This is a genomic window from Neobacillus niacini, assembly GCF_030817695.1.
Classification (GTDB): domain Bacteria; phylum Bacillota; class Bacilli; order Bacillales; family Cytobacillaceae; genus Neobacillus; species Neobacillus niacini_F.
Window position 1 is genome coordinate 122,884 of the sequence record NZ_JAUSZQ010000007.1, and the last position, 16,786, is coordinate 139,669.

17 protein-coding genes and 2 pseudogenes are annotated in these 16,786 nt (G+C 36.7%); 10 read left to right on the plus strand and 9 right to left on the minus strand.

The window, feature by feature from the left end:
* Window positions 1–344 precede the first annotated feature (344 nt).
* From QFZ28_RS28480 to QFZ28_RS28490, 3 genes and pseudogenes are all read right to left on the minus strand, one after another.
* On the minus strand, window positions 345–644 hold the full coding sequence (locus tag QFZ28_RS28480; protein ID WP_307198166.1) for a catalase-related domain-containing protein: 300 nt from the start codon (window positions 642–644) through the stop codon (window positions 345–347).
* A 50-nt stretch (window positions 645–694) separates the two neighbouring features.
* A pseudogene (locus QFZ28_RS28485) lies at window positions 695–1,282 on the minus strand (hydrolase).
* Between the two features lie 556 nt (window positions 1,283–1,838).
* The gene (locus tag QFZ28_RS28490; protein WP_307197962.1) at window positions 1,839–1,982 is read right to left on the minus strand and encodes a hypothetical protein; all 144 of its coding nucleotides are present in this window, start codon (window positions 1,980–1,982) and stop codon (window positions 1,839–1,841) included.
* Here QFZ28_RS28490 and QFZ28_RS28495 point away from each other — a divergent pair.
* From QFZ28_RS28495 to QFZ28_RS28525, 7 genes and pseudogenes are all read left to right on the plus strand, one after another.
* A pseudogene (locus tag QFZ28_RS28495) lies at window positions 1,922–2,569 on the plus strand (IS1595 family transposase). The gene QFZ28_RS28490 and the pseudogene QFZ28_RS28495 overlap by 61 nt on opposite strands.
* 110 nt (window positions 2,570–2,679) lie before the next feature.
* Window positions 2,680–4,167, plus strand: coding sequence for a spore germination protein (locus QFZ28_RS28500; RefSeq protein ID WP_307197963.1), 1,488 nt, complete (start codon window positions 2,680–2,682; stop codon window positions 4,165–4,167).
* 25 nt (window positions 4,168–4,192) lie between these two features.
* Window positions 4,193–5,371, plus strand: a complete 1,179-nt coding sequence (locus tag QFZ28_RS28505) for a Ger(x)C family spore germination protein (RefSeq protein WP_307197964.1) — start codon at window positions 4,193–4,195, stop codon at window positions 5,369–5,371.
* A 2-nt stretch (window positions 5,372–5,373) separates the two neighbouring features.
* On the plus strand, window positions 5,374–5,616 hold the full coding sequence (locus QFZ28_RS28510) for a hypothetical protein (RefSeq protein WP_307197965.1): 243 nt from the start codon (window positions 5,374–5,376) through the stop codon (window positions 5,614–5,616).
* 29 nt (window positions 5,617–5,645) lie between these two features.
* Window positions 5,646–6,761 (plus strand): GerAB/ArcD/ProY family transporter, encoded by a 1,116-nt coding sequence (locus tag QFZ28_RS28515; RefSeq protein WP_307197966.1) that lies wholly within the window; start codon window positions 5,646–5,648, stop codon window positions 6,759–6,761.
* Window positions 6,762–7,104: 343 nt separating this feature from the next.
* The gene (locus QFZ28_RS28520) at window positions 7,105–8,538 is read left to right on the plus strand and encodes a GMC oxidoreductase (protein ID WP_307197967.1); all 1,434 of its coding nucleotides are present in this window, start codon (window positions 7,105–7,107) and stop codon (window positions 8,536–8,538) included.
* Entirely contained in the window at window positions 8,535–10,847 is a 2,313-nt protein-coding gene (locus tag QFZ28_RS28525; RefSeq protein WP_307197968.1) for a TIM barrel protein, read from the plus strand. The genes QFZ28_RS28520 and QFZ28_RS28525 overlap by 4 nt, the downstream gene beginning before the upstream one ends.
* Before the next feature lie 524 nt (window positions 10,848–11,371).
* On the opposite strand, the gene QFZ28_RS28530 is transcribed toward QFZ28_RS28525, so the two are convergent.
* Window positions 11,372–11,875: a hypothetical protein gene (locus tag QFZ28_RS28530; protein WP_307197969.1), complete on the minus strand. Its 504-nt coding sequence runs from the start codon at window positions 11,873–11,875 to the stop codon at window positions 11,372–11,374.
* A gap of 253 nt (window positions 11,876–12,128) precedes the next feature.
* Between QFZ28_RS28530 and QFZ28_RS28535 the strand changes: the two genes are divergently transcribed.
* Entirely contained in the window at window positions 12,129–12,305 is a 177-nt protein-coding gene (locus QFZ28_RS28535; protein WP_307197970.1) for an aspartyl-phosphate phosphatase Spo0E family protein, read from the plus strand.
* A 69-nt stretch (window positions 12,306–12,374) separates the two neighbouring features.
* Here QFZ28_RS28535 and QFZ28_RS28540 read toward each other — a convergent pair whose 3' ends face one another.
* The 3 genes from QFZ28_RS28540 to QFZ28_RS28550 form a co-directional block, all read right to left on the minus strand.
* Entirely contained in the window at window positions 12,375–12,641 is a 267-nt protein-coding gene (locus tag QFZ28_RS28540; RefSeq protein WP_307197971.1) for a hypothetical protein, read from the minus strand.
* Window positions 12,642–13,252: 611 nt separating this feature from the next.
* A complete protein-coding gene (locus QFZ28_RS28545) occupies window positions 13,253–13,378 on the minus strand; it encodes a hypothetical protein (protein WP_307197972.1) in 126 nt (41 codons plus the stop codon).
* 84 nt (window positions 13,379–13,462) lie between these two features.
* Window positions 13,463–13,732, minus strand: a complete 270-nt coding sequence (locus tag QFZ28_RS28550) for a hypothetical protein (protein ID WP_307197973.1) — start codon at window positions 13,730–13,732, stop codon at window positions 13,463–13,465.
* A 757-nt stretch (window positions 13,733–14,489) separates the two neighbouring features.
* On the opposite strand from QFZ28_RS28550, the gene QFZ28_RS28555 reads away from it, so the two are divergent.
* Together QFZ28_RS28555 and QFZ28_RS28560 are read left to right on the plus strand one after the other, a co-directional pair.
* Window positions 14,490–14,864, plus strand: coding sequence for an HPr family phosphocarrier protein (locus tag QFZ28_RS28555; protein WP_307197974.1), 375 nt, complete (start codon window positions 14,490–14,492; stop codon window positions 14,862–14,864).
* Window positions 14,865–15,232: 368 nt separating this feature from the next.
* Window positions 15,233–15,412, plus strand: coding sequence for an aspartyl-phosphate phosphatase Spo0E family protein (locus QFZ28_RS28560; protein ID WP_307197975.1), 180 nt, complete (start codon window positions 15,233–15,235; stop codon window positions 15,410–15,412).
* A gap of 546 nt (window positions 15,413–15,958) precedes the next feature.
* On the opposite strand, the gene QFZ28_RS28565 is transcribed toward QFZ28_RS28560, so the two are convergent.
* Both QFZ28_RS28565 and QFZ28_RS28570 read right to left on the minus strand, forming a co-directional pair.
* Window positions 15,959–16,111 carry a hypothetical protein gene (locus QFZ28_RS28565; protein ID WP_307197976.1) on the minus strand — a complete coding sequence of 51 codons (153 nt, stop codon included), beginning with the start codon at window positions 16,109–16,111 and terminating at the stop codon, window positions 15,959–15,961.
* Window positions 16,112–16,247: 136 nt separating this feature from the next.
* Window positions 16,248–16,700, minus strand: coding sequence for a JAB domain-containing protein (locus tag QFZ28_RS28570; RefSeq protein WP_307197977.1), 453 nt, complete (start codon window positions 16,698–16,700; stop codon window positions 16,248–16,250).
* Between the last annotated feature and the right edge of the window lie 86 nt (window positions 16,701–16,786).

Below are 16,786 nucleotides of genomic sequence, written 5' to 3' on the forward strand. Positions count from 1 at the left end.
AATTATGGATATTGAGATAGATAGCATGTATGTAGATTGACAATAAAGTAATTTAATTTTAAAACCTTAAACACGCATACCCCCTTCCTGATTTTAGGAAGGGGGTAAAATAAAGTTGTTTAATTTTTGATAAAAAATGCTTCACTGAACTTAAAAAATAACAATAAAGTCGTTGAAAAATCAATGTTTTATTCAATAATAGCGCCCGATTATGGAATAAACAAGATAAATATTCTGTACTATAAAATTCTAATCTTTATTAGTCTTACTTTTTTTGGGGTTAAATGATGAAAATCTTTTGAGATGCTTAATAGCTGAACTAAAGAAAATTCAGCCATTTAATCTTAATATGGATCCGCTTCATGTCCCATTCTTTTTTCCTTATCGGTAGCTACATCTGTTGCTGCCGAGCTTGTATGTTTGATGTCCTTTTCCATTTCTCCTACTTTGGCAATGCCTTCTTTTATTCGTTTGCCATAATCTTCGTCTGCTTTTGTAAAGTATTCAATCATTTTATTCCGAATGTCTGGATGGCAAACTTTCAGTGCATCAACAAGATTGCTGATAAAAACACGCCTTCTTATAGGAATGGCGTCCGATTGCTGAAGATCAATAGTATTGTGAAAGGCTAAGGATAGAAAAATACCTCCTTATCAAAAGTTGATAGGGAGGTATTTTTTTGAAAATTAATTAATTACTTACCTTCTTTAGCATTGAACATATCTTCAGCGTAGTGGGACGCCCAATCCGTATGCTCCACCATGTTCTTTAGCGATAGACAATACTTCATTATATGTCTCTTGGTTTGCCCAGTCACGTTGTAATTCCAGCATATATTGCATCCATGTAATTGGCGTTGCACCAGCTTAAATCATGCGATCAATAGCCATATCGTGTGCTTCTGTAGTTACACCACCTGAAGCATCTGTTACTACATAGACTTCATAACCGTCTTCGAGTGCGTCTAGTACTGGCATAACTACACAAACCTCAGTCCAAAGACCCGCAACGACTAATTTTTTTTCCAGTGTTTTCAACTGCTTTGACAACATTTTGATCATCCCAAGCATTCATGGATGTACGATCAATAATTTTTTGATCAGGAAATACTTCTTTAATTTCCGGGAAGATTTGACCACTAAATGTATCTGCAGATACTGTTGACAATATAGTTGGTACGTTAAATAGTTTCGCTGATTTCGCTAATCCAGCCGTTATTACGAACTAAAGTCATTTCATGTGACTTTGTAGCAAAAGCCATCTGTGGTTGATGATCAATCATTAATAACGTCTGATTTGAAGGAGTTAATATGTCCGATGTTGTTGTTAACTTTGTATTCGCCTTTTCTTCTTCAGCTGCTTGTGCACTCCTGCAACCTCTATTTCAATATAATAGCCCTAAAATAGAAAAAAGCACTTTCCTTATTACAAGAAAATGCCCGATTGTGGAAGATTAAAGGAAAGCTGTTTAAACCGATATGCACTTATACTTTAAAATAAAAAATTTATAATATGTGAATGTTTTGGAACAAGGACCTTATATTCATTATATATCTAAGAATACTTACGAATTTTAAAAGCGCCTTTTTGGTTTCAATTCAACATTCCCGAGATATTGAGAGTACCTACTTCTGGACTCTTTTGTTAAGTGACGTACTGGTCAAGGGGCGTCAATTCCTTTCATCACTTGATCTACTAGTGTGTCAATAAACTCTGCATATACCTTTTTTTATATATGAGTATACGAAAGTATATGGGACCGTATAACATATCCAACGCCATCTATATTAATCGAAGATTGGATTTCTCCTTGTGCTCTATGAATGCAAAAAGTGCCGTTACCAAGCCACGGTTACGGTTTGAACCGTGATAGAAAAAACAAGAACGGACTTAACTAAGTGGTTCTTAGCCAATCTATTTAATCGCTCACGATAAACGCGGTGTATCTGCGACAAGGCTTTCTGAAGAACTTGAAGTGACATATAAAACCGCTTGGCTCATGCTTCATAAAATCCGCCAAGCCATGAGAAAACGTGATGCAGAATACACCTTAGCTGGAATAGTAGAGCTAGATGATGCTTTCTTTGGTGCGCCGTCCGAAGGCGGAAAACGCGGGCGTGGCACAGACAAAACCAAGGTTTTAGTGGGTTTACCCTTAAACAAAAAAGGACATCCGCTTTATCTGAAAATGGAGGTCGTCCCTAACATCAAAGGGGAAACTTTGGTTGATTTTGCCGAGAAAAGCATCCAACCAGGTTCGACGATTAGTAGTGATGCTTATCATTCCTATCGAGCACTTGAATGAGCTGGTTTTAAGCACGAATATCAAGTCTACAATGCCAGAGAAAGTCCAGACCATTTACACTGGTTGGGCATACTGTTCTTTCGAATGCAAAAGTATTTGTTGCGTGAAACATTCCACGGGCTTGACTCAAAGCATCTCCAAGCTTATTTAGACGAATTTTGTTATCGATTTAATCGAAGGAAATTCAAAGCTGAATGGTTTAGCCGTTTAGGGACACTCTGTGCATCAACAAAGACGATTACTTATTCTGAGCTAGTGGGATAATCATTTTTTATTAATATAAAAATTTATATAAGTGTTACGGGATTCATCACTGAATATTTCCAAACCTTTGTAACATAATAAAACAATAATGGAAAAAAGAGGTTACAGTTATGTTTAAAAAACCATCTTCAACAATCTCAAAAAATTTATCGGAAAATCTAAAGCAGATAGAAATTGTTCTGTCTAACTGTGGAGACCTTAAGATTTTTCCTTGGCAATATGGACCGAAACTAACACACACCGCTTTCTCAGCTTATTTTGAGACAATGGTTCAAGAAAAAACAGTAAATTTTATGAAAGAAACCATGCGAGATCTGGTCCCTCATGAAGTTGGACCAGCAACGATGATTTCACCGAAAGATGTGATAAACTTTTTCAGCCAGCATGGTATATCTAGTCAAAATGCTGTTCTTGTTGATAGCTTTGAACTGGCTGTGGACAACATTTTACAAGGGGCCATTGTGATTTTTTTTGATGGTTGGGATAAAGTATTGTCCTATGCCCAAGCCTCAGATGTTAACATGCGACAAGTTACTGAACCTGTAACAGAATCTGTGGTAAAAGGTCCCCGTGAAGGGACTGTCGAAAATCTACAAAGAAATATTGGGTTGTTGAGAACACGATTAAAGAACCCTCATTTTAAGATTGAGAAGTTTAGAGCTGGTGGAGCAACCAGGACGGAGGTTGCTTTTGGTTATCTCGAGGGAACTGTTGACACAGAAACACTAACTGAATTTAAAAAAAGGATTGAAGTGGCTAAAGAAGGAGACATTTTGGAAACGGGATTTATCGAAGAATTGATTGAAGATTCTACCTATTCGCCATTTCCTCAATATCGATCTACTGAACGTCCGGATGTAGCCGTTTCTAGCCTATTAGAAGGAAAAATTATCGTAATGGTAGAAGGTACGGGAACCATTTTAATCTGTCCCGGACTGTTAATTGAATTCTTTCAAGCCAGTGAAGATTATTATCATCGTGTCGTTTTTTCATCATTTATCCGTCTTTTAAGAATCGCAGCGTTTTTCTTTTCCTTAACATTGCCAAGTATTTATATCGCTTTAACCACTTTTCATCCCGAACTAATACCGACAAACCTTTTAATGGCCATTCTTGATACTCGAGAAGGGCTACCCTTTCCAGCTTTTGTTGAAGTAATCATTATGATTTTTTTCTTTGAATTACTTCGAGAAGCCGGCATCCGTTTGCCAAGGCCTGTTGGATCAGCGGTAAGTATCGTTGGAGCATTGATTGTTGGAGATGCTGCCATTAATGCTAACATCGCTTCTCCTGCTATTGTCATTTTAGTCGCATTAACTGGAATTGCTTCGTTTGCCATACCCCACTACAGTATTGCCATAGGAATTCGCCTCCTTCAATTCCCGTTGATGGTTTTAGCTGCTGTATTAGGTGGATTCGGAATTATGATCGGCTTCCTGCTCATTATGTTACATATAACTCAATTAAGGTCATTAGGGCAGCCATACTTTAGTCCACTAACACCATTAAGACCGAAACAACTACTTGATGCTTTAATTCGGGCCCCAATTAAAACATTGTGGGATTCTCCTAGAAAACGCGAAATGCGTAAATTCTAAATCTCCTAAGAAAGAATGGTAGGTTATGAAGTCAATCGTTTCTAACTCCATGAAAGCTTTGTCTATTACTTGCTTATTGATATGTTTAGCTGGATGTTGGAACAGTAAGGAATTAACCGATTTTGGTTTCTTAATGGGTGTAAGCTTAGATCAAACAGATGAAGGGAGCATTGAATTAAACACACAAGTATATCGACCGATGGAAACGGTTGGAGGAGCAGGTACCGGTGGTGGAAAACCGCCATATGTTACGATTAAAACGGTAAGTGATAGTATCTTTGATGCAGCACGTGAATTAACGCTTTATTTAGGGCGTAAAGCCCAATGGAGTCATATGCGTGTCATTTTAATTGGAGAACAGTTTGCTAAGGAATACGATATTGGGGAGATTCTTGACTACTTTTATCGTGATCATGAAGCAAGGCTTACTATGCTCGTTATTATTGTCAAGGGAAAAGCGGCCGACTATTGGGAGCAAAAGCCGTTTATCGAGCGATCAATGAGTCAGCAATTATTAACCATAATAGAAATGGGTTCCGCTACTTCTGGAAAGACAAAAAGTGCCAAGCTGTTAGATATAGCCTTGCAATTAAATAGTAAGGTAAAAACGGTGCTGATTCCGTATATCGAACCTACTAAAGAACAACCAAAAACTTTATATAGCAGTGGTGCTGCTATTGTTCATAAAGGGAAAATGGTTGATTACCTATCATCAAGTGAAGTTCAGCGAATTCTTATGTTAACGAATGAATATAAAGGAGGAATTATTGAGTTCCCCTGTATGAATGAAGATAGTGAAAAAAAGAAGAAAAAGGAAACATTAGAGACTTTATCTATTAAAACAAAAGTGTCTCCCCAATTTACCGAGAATCCACCCACTATAAAAATGTTGACCAAAATAGAGGCATTAGTTGGAGAGCTGCGATGTTCGTCGATAAAGGATGAAAAAGAATTAAAAAAATTAGAGGATCACATAAAAAAACTAAAAAAAGAAGAAATCGAAGTACTTATCCAACGGTTTCAGGAAAAGAAAGTGGATGTGCTGGGTATTGGAAATAATCTCTATCAACAAAACCCTCATTTGTGGGAAAAGTGGGAAAAGGATTGGGACGACATTTTTGCCGAAACCCAATTTGAAATAAATGTTGAAGTCAGCATTCAGGGGACAGGTATACCAGTCGGTGAAAAAGTAGCGGGAGAATAAACATGGTTGAAAAAATTATCGTTCTAGTTATCGTATCCTTGGGAATTTTAATTTACGACGTTCCGAAATTAAAACGAACAAATCGTCGAGAGCGAATCGTTTATGGAATGTTGATGATTCCGATCATTTACCTAAGTCTCATTTATTTAATGGATTTAGGATGGCCGTCTTTAGATGAACTCTTTCACTTCTTTTTTTTAAAACCGGCACAGCAAATTGTTGAAGCAATAAAGATTCCCAAATAAGCTAGATTTTAACTAAAGGAGAGAAGATAATGCGGAAAGAAGAAACGGTTAGTTCTGGACAAATGGCGTGTTTATTTCTCTCTTTTACGCTTGGCTCTGCCGTTATTAACATCCCACAACCTTTAACTCAATCAGGGAATAGTGGAGCGTGGCTATCAGTAATTATTGCAAATGGTTTTGGCATGTTTTTATTAGCATGTATCTTATATTTATATCGTAAAAATCCGGATTTTACTTTTATCGATTATAGCCGAAAAATCTTAGGAAAATGGATCACTTTATGTATTTCTATTCCTATATTACTCCTTCTTTTTTTAATTCTTTCTTATATTGTCATTGATATAGGGGGATTTTTCACTAGCGCTATGCTGAGGGAAACCCCCCCTTATGTATTTCATGTTCTAATTTTGCTGGTGGCCGCAATGACAGCAAGAGCAGGGATGGAAGTAATGGCAAGAATGTTTGTTTTGCTTTTATGCTATTTGATCATTTTTTCACTCATGGTAATAGTGTTAAATTTACCAAATTATCACTTAGGATATCTATTACCTGTCTTTCCAGCAGGAATGAAACCAGTTATTCACAGTACTTATATGGTACTTGGTTTCCCATATGGTGAAATAGTCTTTTTTTCATTATTACTCCCATTCATTCAGAAGGAAAAGAACAACTCAATAAAAAAATATATGTTTTTAGCACTTCTAATACAGGGGTTTTTGTTAATTCTCTCTATTCTTTGTACAATTATGGCTTTAGGATCACTCTCAGGTACCTTTAAATTTTCACTATTTCAACTGGCACGTTTGGTTAATATTAGGGAAATTATTACGAGGATCGAGTCTTTTATCGGAATAGCATTAATTGTTGGTTCCTATATGAAAACATCCATCATGCTGTTCATTCTTAAGGAGACGCTTTCAAGAGTGCTGGGATTGAAGGATGAACGGATTATTATTTTTCCTGTTATGTTTATTTCCCTGCTACTTACCCTCACGATGTTTAAGTCTGAAATTGAGTTTTTTGAAGCCGTATTCGTGGTTTTACCACTCATTATGATTATCGTTGCCGTACTCCCTCTGCTTCTTATTACAATTATCGTCCTTTTCACAGGGAAGAAAATTGAAAGGAAAGACGAAACCTATTAACAACAGTCCTAAGTTAGTATATTCCAGAAAAATCAAAGACTCTAATAACACTGCCAAGTGCTTTTTCTTAAAAAAGCACTTGGCTTCTTTTATTCTACAATATCCCATTTCTATAAAAATTCAACGTATCTATTCGCATCATGGCCCAAAGCCTCTAGGGATCAACATTCAGAACTTAAGTTTAAATGAAATTTTTAGGAATACCTACCCATCGTAAATCATATGAATATACCTGGTGAAGATATCTGGCATTTAATTTTTGTACTTTAAATAAATTGCGTTGCGTTACAGCCCGTTTTTTTCGAATAGTACTTAAGGCTTTTATAAAAGGATGTGAGAACCGTTGAGGAATAATTGGATTCCACCTACTCCCCTTGAGCAGATGGCCAATACGGAATACGATGTTTTAATTATTGGCACTGGGGCGGGAGGAGGAGCTGTCACGTGGAGACTATGCGAACAATGGGGGGAAAATGGAAAAAAGATAGGTGTTGTTGAATCAGGAGACTTCTTGCTGCCGACACAAGCAGCCAACATTCCTACCATGAATAGTGAACGCATGGGTAAACTTCATGAATATGTATCAAAGCCATTAGGTAAATTCAATCCCGAATTTCAGGGGGCTAAACAGGTTTTTGCCTTTGGTGGGAGAACTTTATTTTGGAATGCGATCAGTCCACGCATGAATTTGTTTGAACTGGTAGATTGGCCTGTCACGTTCCAAGAGATGGAATCTTATTATGATATCGCTGAACGGGTCATGAACGTATCCAAGAAGTATACAGAGGGTTCTTCGCTCACAGAAATTTTATTAAACCGATTGCAGCAAAGCGGGGTTACAGAGGCAACCGCTACTCCTATAGCAGCTGATCTTGGTCCTGCAATTTATGGACAGGAAGGTTCAGATGTTTTTTTTGGCGCCATTAATTTCTTTGCAAAAGCATTAAATCATCGTCAAATTGATTTAACTGTAAAAACCCGGGCAGTTAAAGTACTTGTTGAAAATGGAGAAGTAGTTGGAGTAAAGGTCATCTCTTCAGAAAAAAAACCTTATATTTTAAAAGCAAAAACCGTTGTGTTGTCCGCTAGTACATTTGAAACCCCTCGCTTGCTTCTTCACTCGGGAATCCAAGGGCAAGCAATCGGGCATTATTTAATGAATCATTCTTTTGTGTTAGCCAATGGAACAATAAGCCGTGAGGAGTTTCCGGAACCTTTAGGGACTTTGAGTATATTGATTCCTTCAACACGAGAAAGACACTATCAAATACAGCTAAGAGGACCAAATGGATATTTTTGGTATCAACCATATCAAGTAAAACCATTTGTACACGAATTAGAAATAACTTTTTTTGGTTCTGGTGAAGTTGAACCTAGATTTGAAAACAAGGTTACATTAGATCCAAATAGAAAGGATGAATTCGGTGTACCCGAAGTACAAATAGATTTTTCCTTTAGTGAAAAAGATCTATCCATTATCCGTGAAATCGCTGGAGCTATCGAACAAGTATCTTCTTTTTGCGGTATAAATAAGCCTTCCATTTGTCTTATGCCGCCAGGAGATCAAAATCATGACTCTGGAACTTGCCGGATGGGTGATGACCCATCCACTTCTGCAGTAAACAGGTATGGACAATTACATGGCATAAAGGGATTATTTGTAGCGGATAACAGTGTCTTCCCTTCCATCGGCGCGGCAAATCTGACACTGTCTACGGCTGCATTAGCCATTCGTACAGCGGATTATATCATCCGTCAGGAGAGTGCCTTAACATGATTACTTTATCAGCATTTGGCGATGAAATTTCACCTGATTTGGAAATTCAAATGGATTTTTTGGCCTCTGAGGGGATTTATTATCTTGATTTACGCGGTGTAGGAGAAAAAAATGTTTTACAGCTCAGTGATGAAGAGATTGCAGAAATAAAAAGACGGCTGGATGCTCGTGGTTTTCTCATTTCATCCATTGCTTCACCGATAGGGATTAGCCTTATAACGGATGATTTTACTCCACAGCTGAATGATTTGATGCGGGCCATTTATTTAGCCAAATTTTTTGGCACTCCATTTATTCGCATTCGCTCTTTCATGATTCCTAAAGGTGAAAATCCTTTAAAGTATAGAAATGAAGTTTTAAGGAGAATAAAAGAAATGGCTCTTATCGCTGAACAGGAAGATGTCATTTTACTTCTTGAGAACGATACGACAATGTATGGAGATATCGGTGAACGCGCTCAGGATATTCTTCAAAGTATCAACTCACCTCATCTTCGTTTTGCATTTGACCCTGTAAATTTCATTCGATCTTCAGTGCTGCCGATGACACATGCGTATGCACTCGTAGAGCATTATATTTCTTACATTCATATGAAGGATATAAGGATAGATACGGGTGAAGTGGTTCCGGCTGGAGATGGAGACGCAGAAATTATAAAGCTGCTCACTACGTTAAAAGAAAAGAAATATTCCGGATTTATATCTATTGAACCGAGAGGCACACCAGGAATCGCAGACCCGGATTTTTTTCCGGCTGCTGCAAAAGCCTTGAAGAGGCTTTTGCATAAGGTAGGATTAAAGTGGAATGGGAATCCCAATCTGAGTACTCGGGGGAAATTTTCTCCTCCATCTGTAATTATGAAGAGCCAAGCTCCTTTTCCCTCTCCCTGTCCACCGGTAAGTTCATCGGAAACGGTTGATTCCTGGATTCCACTCACCCCGTTGGAAAAAATGGAACAAACGGAATATGATGTATTGATTGTAGGGAGCGGAGCAGGAGGAGGCGCAGCCTTATGGCGGCTATGTGACCAATGGAGGAATAATGGAAAACGAGTTGGGATGATTGAAGCAGGAGACCTGTTGCTGTCAACACATGTTCAGAATCTCGCATTACTCTCCGGCGGGCATGCGGAACAATATATTTCTTCTATAACAAGACCAATTGGGAGAACCCTTCCTGAATTTTCAGGTGCAAAACAAATTTTTGCCCTTGGTGGAAGAACTATACAATGGGCAGCAGCTAGTCCACGAATTCCTTCATACCTTATATCAAAATGGCCTGTTCCAATAAAAGAGATGAAATTTTACTACAACATCGCTGAACAAGTCATGAACGTGAATAAAACCTTTTCCCAGTCAAGCTTACCGACTAGAATTATCCTAAAACGACTTTGGGCAAATGGATTTTTTAATGCGACAGGTATTCCTTTTGCTGTCGACATAAAATCCACTAAATATGGAGAGATTCGTTCCAACGCAATATTCAGTTCCATCCTTTTCCTTGCAGAAGCTTTAAATCACAAGTCCTTTGATCTGGCTGTACAGGCTCGTGCCATTCAACTGTTAACCGAAAAAGGGAAAACCGTTGGTGTAAAGGTCATATCCCCGGATATGAAATCCTACTGGATCAAAGCAAAATCAATTGTATTGTCGGGAAGTACTTTTGAAACACCGCGTTTACTGCTCCATTCAGGGATTCCTGGAGAAGCAATCGGTAACTATTTAATCGATCATTCTGCTGTAAGAGCCACTGGGACAATCAACCGTAAGTTTTTTCCGGAGGACTTAGGATTGATTGGCGTTTTGATTCCAAATACGAAGGATAACCCTTATCAGATAGAGTTTGGCGTACAAGAAAAACCGCTTCAAGACGAATTGGAAATCATCATTCATGGTTATGGAAACGTAGAGCCACGTTTTGAAAATAGGGTCTTTCTTGATCTTAATCGAAAAGACAAATATGGTGTACCAAAGATCCAGGTTAATTTTCATTATAGCCAAAGGGATCTGGCTGTGATTCAACAGTTGACTGCAGGGATGAGACAGGTTATATCATCCTTAAATTTGATTGAATGCCAACCTACCATTTTCCTACGACCTCCAGGAGAGGATAACCATGAAGCAGGAACCTGTCGCATAGGTGATAATCCCTACACTTCAGCAACCAATCGATACGGTCAAATTCACGGGATATCAGGCCTTTATGTGGCGGATAACAGCGTTTTGCCTACTCTTGGAGCGAACCCAACACTTTCAACCGTTGCATTAGCAATACGTACGGCGGATTATATTATACATCAATTAAAATAAAACACAGATGTTGGATAAAGGCTGAGTACTTCAATATAATGATAAAAATTCAGGCAATATCCTATCATCCATTATATTTAAAAAGCCTGTTTTTGAAAAAAGAGAGAAAAAAAACAGGCTCTTAAAAGTGCTCAAGGATGGGTGTAGTCTATAGGTGAAAGTTTTGTACCACTTCTAATTAATCTGCCTTTTTTATTGAAACTCCATAAGAATAACCACATTTATATCTTTTCAAAGATTCCTTCTTATTCCATTTAATGGCCCGTTTGTTGAGGAGAAAGGGCTGGAACTTTTAAACAACTTTATTGTCACTCGACAATGTAGTGTTTATTTTGAATTGCCAACATTCAGAGATGTAGAATATCGGCTTTTACTTTAGCTAGTGTATTCTTATCCTTGCCAAACAGCAAACCGTAAATGAATCCTTGGTTTATTCACAAGAAGTTCACCGATTCATTCACAAAACAATACAAATAAAAAATAGCTTGGAAACCCAAGCTACATTCCTGTTAACGGCTCCTACCTTATTTGTTTTTCAATCGTTCCTTTTCCTGTTCACAAAATTCCTCTACAGTTGATTTACTCCAATAAGGGGTACCTGAGAGCGTAACATCCGCTTTCGGCAATTTACCTCGACTGTAATATACATTTAGTTTCCGCTTATCATAACTCAATCCATGTTTCGATAAGAAGTCAGCAAACTTCTTTTGATTAAAATAATGATCCGGCATTTCTCGAAGAATGGAAAAGGTAGGTTTTTGAATTAAAAACGTATCCTCTCTAAAGAACAGAGTCATTAATTCCAATGCAAATTCAAGCCATTCATTATCTAAACGGTGATACAATAACCCGATATTAAAACTTTCATGTTCGGGAGCTTCAAAAAACCAAGCTAATCTTAAGAATACAGCTTCAACATCTGTTAATCCTTGCAGGGCTTCTTCCACTGATAAAATGTTCTCATAAGCTTTTAATTTACCTTTAAATTTCGGGAACTTTTCAATGATTCGTTTGGTTGAGCGTTTCATCCTAATCCCTCCTGTCGACTTAGTCAACACCATCATAAAATAAAATGTTGACTAAATCAACATTTTAAAAGAAATATATTGTCTTTTAAGCTGCATCGTCCCCTCTCTTCTTTAATCCCTAGTACTTTTTGTAATTTTTTAGGGTGTTTTGTCATATGTATTCCAATTGTTTAAAATTTTCCGCATAATAATAATTACGTTGAAAATCGATTTTATCGAATTAAACAGTTAAAGTGAATTAGGGGAATGTAGGATGGTTATAGAGATCGATGAATTGGAACACCAAATCAATCAAATGAGAAAGGATTTAATTCTAATTGTAGAAGAAACTGGATTGAATAGCGATGACACCCTTCGTTGTAGTCGGAAATTAGACGAGCTCATCACGCTGTATCAAAAAAGGAAAAATCAACAAAATACAAAAATTTGACTAAAAGTCCTGTATTGATCACATTATGAAATATGGGATTTTTTTGATTTTCTTCTGAGGGTTACTAAGTCAAAGTCCGTAAGATGGGGGCGAAACATCCTTTATTTCGTTACATTTGTACGTAAATTGAATAAAATCATCTAGTTCCTTTTGATCCACTACCTGTTCAAAGTCGCATGGTTGCGCTAAGGTAATCCCTCTTTGACTAGCAACGGAAATGATTAGACCTAATTCATAATACATATTTTTTGTTAATAATCCTTTATCGATGTTTTTCATCATTTCATAATAAAAAGCAATTAAAAAATCAGTAGGTAACTTTTTATAAAAATCCATTATATACATCTCCCCCTATAAAAATGTTGAATCTTTTTTGTAAAAAATCAATTCACTCCAACCCCATTATAAATAAGCGATTGTAAAATGTTTGTCGATTTAATTGAACATTTACAAACAAATTACAATATTTTATCTTTCATTAGTGTTAGGAAATTTGATCACGTCTATTGGATTTTTTCTACTAAGGTCTCATTTATTTCTTGAAATCCGATTTTAGAACAGATAGTGAGATTTTAAATATAAACCAATGTAAATAGGAAAGGACTTAAGATATTAAGATATTTTCAATTCACCGGCAATGACTTAAATAGCATTTTACTCCGTCCCAGTTCGTATATATTTCGAAGTCTTTAAGAAATCCATAAATATCCCTTTTTCTTCTGATCATGGTGCTCACTCCCTTTTTCATTAGTGAGGATGATAGATTGGTTGTATGTCTAACTTTATGCTCATCACCGACGTTCCTATTAAACTTCATAGTTTTTATATGATTTAGATTATAGTGGCTCAAAAATTTTAATTCAATCAGCTTGTAACTAAAGCTAACGTGATTTCTCAAAATAGCAAGGGTAGACATAGAAAGCAGTTTTAAGTTACATGGAAAAATCTTATTTAGAATTTAATGAATAATACCAAATCCCTGCCACTGTTTTTGCAGCAATATCGATATCAAATTCTTTTTCAAGACTATGGCCGCCTAAAACAATCCAAGTATCCGTAAAGTGGGTAACCATTGTCTCGGCCACCTGATTCAACTATTGCCAGGCTTGCATATTGCGGTAGCATATCATAGGCAGCGTTATAATTTTTATTCATTACTAGTTCGACAAACTCTTTATCAAGGCATGTTCAGAAAGGGTTGGCATATTATGTCTTCCACCCACTAAGTTATGAGCAAGAGCACCACTTGAAACGAAAATTACCTTTTTGTCCATTTCTCGTAATACCTTAGCAATTGCTTGACCCCATTCATATGTTTCTTCAAGGTTAGCAGCTAACGTAACTGAAGGTTCGGGTGTCCTACCGGCTAGAAGTTTAGTTGGCTTGCGCTGTTTTACGATTCGGAAGACAAAAGGGAGAAATGACACAAAAAAAGAAGCTACATCACAGCTTCTTCTTTTATTCTTTTATTCTTTTATTCTTTTATTCTTTTATTTTGTTCTTACAATCTTTTAATCATTATTCTTTCAATCCTTTAGTTTTTGGCTCGTTTGGTACGACCTTTAGGGAAATGGAACTTGAACCTACGGAATGTAGACATACTCAGAACCATCTCGAATATGGAATAAGAAGGCTTTTGAATTAAATACGTATCTTCCTGGAAATAGAGCGTAATCAGTTCTAACGCCCATTCCAGCCAACTATTGTCCAAATTCTGATATAGACAGATTAAATTAAAATTCACCTGTTCCGGATTCTCAAAAAACCATGCTAATTTTAAAAATGTTTGATCCACCTGAGACAGTGACTGCAATGCCTCTTCAGCTAATAATCCATTGGTGTTTGCTACAATCTTCTCTTCTAAATTAGGCAGCCGCTATTGAACGAGGGTGGTAAACCTATATAACAATGAAACGAACCGAATATGTAAAACTGTGTAATGTTTCCTGACGAAAATATATACAGATATCGGAACTGGTGGTACATTTACCAATGTATCGTTACATTTTTTATGAAAATATACATTTATAAAAAGATGTAATGAGTATACTTCCAGTTTGGAAGGGTCGTATCAGGGATTTCTCCTGGTATGATGACAATATGTAAGAAGACGTGTCGCGTTCCTTGTTTCTAAATATCGGTATAAGTCATTGGTGTTTATAACAATTGAAGGAGGAATTAAGCATGGAGAAAAAAAGAGTATTTAACATCCCAGAAGGTGGATTTACTGTTCAAAAGACTTTGGAATTCACACAGTTAAATAGTTCATTCGAAGCTGAAATATATGTTGAAAAGAATAATAAAATTATTAATGCTAAGAGCATTTTAGGAGCTATGAGCCTGTTAATACCTTCGAAGATTGGCACAGAGTTTACGCTCATTGTAAAGGGAAAAGATGCAGAATATACCATCCAAAAAATAACCAATTTTATTGAAAAGAAAATTACTACGTCTAATCTTAGTCTTTGGAATCAGGAAGGCATTGAAAACGTAAATACAGCACTAAAGGAGTCTCATTCACGTTGGACCTTAGATGTACAGAATGTTGCCAAATCGTAATTGACGGTGAAAAAAAGTTAATTAGGTTATGACACCTACAAAAATTTGTTGATGCATTATATAATTTTTAAAAACAGGAAAGGGAGTTTATAAGTAGCCATCGTACGTTTAAGTAGGCTCAGGGCTATCTAAATCCCATGGAAATGTACAGATTGTAAGCGAAAACCAGAAAAATCGACAATTACAAAAAAAAGAGCTCTCTTCCCTTTCTTTTCTCCCCCATTTCTTCTTTCTAAAGAATTTTTTGTAACTTCTTAAGGGGTTTTGTCAGATGTATTCTAATAGTTTGGAATTTTTTGCATAATAATAATAATTGTGCGGACAACATTATCAATTTAAACACTTAAAGAGAATCAGGGGAATGGGTGATGGTTAGCCAGATCGTGGAATTAAAAGACCGGATCAAACAATTAAGAGAAGAATTGATCCAAATTGCAAAAACAACCGGCTTAAATAGCAGTGAGACTCTTCGTTGCGGTCGGAAATTAGACGAACTCATCACGACGTATCAAAAAAGTAAAAATCAACAAATACAGAAGTTTGATTAAAAAATCCTGTATTTTCACAATGAATACGGGAATTTTTTTGATTTTCTTTTGATAGTTACATAGTAAGTCCACAAGATGGTTGCAGAACATACTTTATTACGTTTGCGCTAATTGAATAAACTCATCCAAGCTTTTTGATCTACGATTTGTTCAAAGTCGCATGGTTGCTCTAATGTAATACCCCTATTGGCCCTTAAGTGGAGCAACATGAGTGGAGTTTTACAACATTAACAAAGTATTTTGAAGTAGACTACATAAATTATTGATTATGCATCAATTACACTTTATAAAAAACTTATACTTTCAAAATCATACCAACACTTTACTAGTACTTAAAATTTCTCAATCTCTTTTACGATTGAATGTAATATGAGTAGCTGCATTAGGGTGCATTCGATGAATTCCACAACAAGAGTTTCGTATTTCCTATTTTATTTAATTAGGACCATTTGCTTTTTGCAAATGGTTCCCTTCTTCCTCGAATAATCTTTCAAAGAGTAAAGGTTGCTTCAGCAACCGTCAAGCAGGTTCGATGCCTGCCCTTAATTAAGGAAAAAAACGGACGTTTTTTTCTTCCTTGTGCGCCCGGAACCAGCTAGATCCAGCTTGTGCCATTTTCTTTAAAGATTCATTCCCTCGAGTACTTTTTCTCCCGTCCGTTACATTTTCAAAAAAATCACTTTGCCGATTATAAGGCATTGGAATTCCGCCTTTTTCGGTTATTTCCTCTCCCTAATAGTATCTGGCTACGGACTTTATCGCCTTTAACTCCCTTATTCTTACATTCTCGTTCATTAAGCAAAGGGGCAAAGCCCCTTTACTCGTTTTTCTATTTTTATAGATAACCTTTTTCTTTTAAGCTGACATGTTTTCCTGTATGGGTAACAATCACATGGTCAAGAACTTCAATGCCTATAATTTTTCCTGCTTCTACAAGTCTTCTGGTCACTTCTATATCTTCCCGGCTCGGTGTCGGGTCGCCGCTTGGATGCTGATGGCCAACAATAATGGAAGCCGCATTATTGAGAATAGCGCATTTCATCACTTCTCTTGGGTGGACTATACTTGCATTTAGACTTCCCACATGGGCTCTATGTAACCCCACTACTTGATTTTTCGTATTGAGCATCATAACAAGAAAAACTTCTCGGTCTTCATCTGCGATATGTGCCATAGCTAATGTTTGAGCATCCTCTGGTGAACGGATTGTATAAAGTGCAAATGGTACAGTTGATTCCTTAATTTCTTGTTTGATTCGTACGACTTCAAAGATTGACGTTAATTCCATTTTTCAAAACTCCCTTTTGTTTTTGATTTTTTCTTTTCTTTTTCCTTTTGACTTGCGAAGCGAATCAGTTCCCCAAAGATTTTTCC

Bases quoted from the DNA above. Each gene is read 5' to 3' on its own strand.
- QFZ28_RS28490 (WP_307197962.1), bottom strand. From the start codon at position 1,982: ATGTCACTTCAAGTTCTTCAGAAAGCCTTGTCGCAGATACACCGCGTT.
- QFZ28_RS28500 (WP_307197963.1), top strand. From the start codon at position 2,680: ATGTTTAAAAAACCATCTTCAACAATCTCAAAAAATTTATCGGAAAAT.
- QFZ28_RS28505 (WP_307197964.1), top strand. From the start codon at position 4,193: ATGAAGTCAATCGTTTCTAACTCCATGAAAGCTTTGTCTATTACTTGC.
- QFZ28_RS28510 (WP_307197965.1), top strand. From the start codon at position 5,374: ATGGTTGAAAAAATTATCGTTCTAGTTATCGTATCCTTGGGAATTTTA.
- QFZ28_RS28515 (WP_307197966.1), top strand. From the start codon at position 5,646: ATGCGGAAAGAAGAAACGGTTAGTTCTGGACAAATGGCGTGTTTATTT.
- QFZ28_RS28525 (WP_307197968.1), top strand. From the start codon at position 8,535: ATGATTACTTTATCAGCATTTGGCGATGAAATTTCACCTGATTTGGAA.
- QFZ28_RS28530 (WP_307197969.1), bottom strand. From the start codon at position 11,875: ATGAAACGCTCAACCAAACGAATCATTGAAAAGTTCCCGAAATTTAAA.
- QFZ28_RS28535 (WP_307197970.1), top strand. From the start codon at position 12,129: ATGGTTATAGAGATCGATGAATTGGAACACCAAATCAATCAAATGAGA.
- QFZ28_RS28540 (WP_307197971.1), bottom strand. From the start codon at position 12,641: ATGGATTTTTATAAAAAGTTACCTACTGATTTTTTAATTGCTTTTTAT.
- QFZ28_RS28545 (WP_307197972.1), bottom strand. From the start codon at position 13,378: ATGGTTACCCACTTTACGGATACTTGGATTGTTTTAGGCGGCCATAGT.
- QFZ28_RS28555 (WP_307197974.1), top strand. From the start codon at position 14,490: ATGGAGAAAAAAAGAGTATTTAACATCCCAGAAGGTGGATTTACTGTT.
- QFZ28_RS28560 (WP_307197975.1), top strand. From the start codon at position 15,233: ATGGTTAGCCAGATCGTGGAATTAAAAGACCGGATCAAACAATTAAGA.
- QFZ28_RS28565 (WP_307197976.1), bottom strand. From the start codon at position 16,111: ATGCCTTATAATCGGCAAAGTGATTTTTTTGAAAATGTAACGGACGGG.
- QFZ28_RS28570 (WP_307197977.1), bottom strand. From the start codon at position 16,700: ATGGAATTAACGTCAATCTTTGAAGTCGTACGAATCAAACAAGAAATT.